Source organism: Citrobacter sp. R-1.5.2 (genome assembly GCF_035064245.1).
Classification (GTDB): domain Bacteria; phylum Pseudomonadota; class Gammaproteobacteria; order Enterobacterales; family Enterobacteriaceae; genus Citrobacter.
Genome location: NZ_JASEYC010000070.1, coordinates 1 through 1,182, shown reverse-complemented (window position 1 = coordinate 1,182; position 1,182 = coordinate 1). Strand labels below are relative to the sequence as shown.

Below are 1,182 nucleotides of genomic sequence, written 5' to 3'. Positions count from 1 at the left end.
TGTGCCAGAAGCGGACTTTTTAAAAATATTGCGTGCCCAACAATTGGGCGCAGGTCACATCAAGTACCCTCAGAATTATAGAGAATACCTGAAATTTTTGTAGAGCGAGGTTTGTTACCCTGCCCGACCAGCGACATGTGGTTAGTTTAGTGATCAGAAATGTCGAGCGTTTGGTCGTTCATTGACGCGGGATCTTCCAACGGTTCCACATGAGTGGTGATATGGATAAAAGGCAGTGCGGTGCGGATATCATTCTCTATACGCTCGGCCCAGTCGTGCCCATATTGAACAGTCCATCGCCCAGGAACTAGGATGTGCATTGTCATAAACGCCCGCCCGCCAGCCTGGCGTGTACGTAGTGCATGGAAATCAAGCCCCTGTTCACGATATCCTGCCAGCAGTGACTCGATTTTTTTGAGTTCTTCCGTGGGTAGCGATACGTCCATCAGACCTGCAGCTGAACGACTCATAAGCTGATAACCAGTCCAAACGATGTTGGCTGCGACCAGCAATGCAACGATCGGATCGACCCAAAACCAGCCGGTCAGATAAACCAGTCCGACACCAAAAATGACACCGACCGACGTCCAGACATCGGTCAGCAGGTGATGAGCATCTGCCTCAAGAGTGATAGAGTTGTGCTGCCTGCCAGCCCTTAACAAAATGCGAGCCGTCACAAAATTAAGGATTGATGCGACTGTTGAAACCAGTAATCCGAGACCAATCTCCTCAAGCGGCTGTGGAGTTAACATCCGCTCAACTGCGGTATAGGCGATACTGGCTGCCGCCAATAGGATCAGAAATCCTTCGAAAGCACTCGAGAAATATTCGGCTTTGCCGTGCCCATATGCATGGTTCTCATCGGCCGGAAGCGCAGCCAAGGTCAGCATCCAGAGCGCCATTAGGGCTCCTGCGAGGTTAACTACGGATTCGATGGCATCAGATAGCAGACCGACCGAACCGGTCATTTTCCACGCCACACCTTTGAGTCCGATAGTGGCAATAGCCGTGGCAATGGAAAGCCAAGCGTAGTGCGTCAGCGGACGAGGTAACCCTTTTGTTTTAGTCATTATTAACTTCCTAAAATAGGACGACTAACTCACATTTCTATCCATGATAGATAATTAAACAATCATTTCGCCATGAATATTTTTTCGTTTTTATTAAATTTAATTAAAAAGT

At 48.4% G+C, this 1,182-nt stretch carries 1 protein-coding gene; it reads right to left on the bottom strand.

Annotated elements, in window-relative coordinates; translation table 11 throughout:
• Positions 1–146: 146 nt before the first annotated feature.
• Positions 147–1,070: a cation diffusion facilitator family transporter gene (locus QMN38_RS26595; protein WP_000167917.1), complete on the bottom strand. Its 924-nt coding sequence runs from the start codon at positions 1,068–1,070 to the stop codon at positions 147–149.
• Positions 1,071–1,182 lie beyond the last annotated feature (112 nt).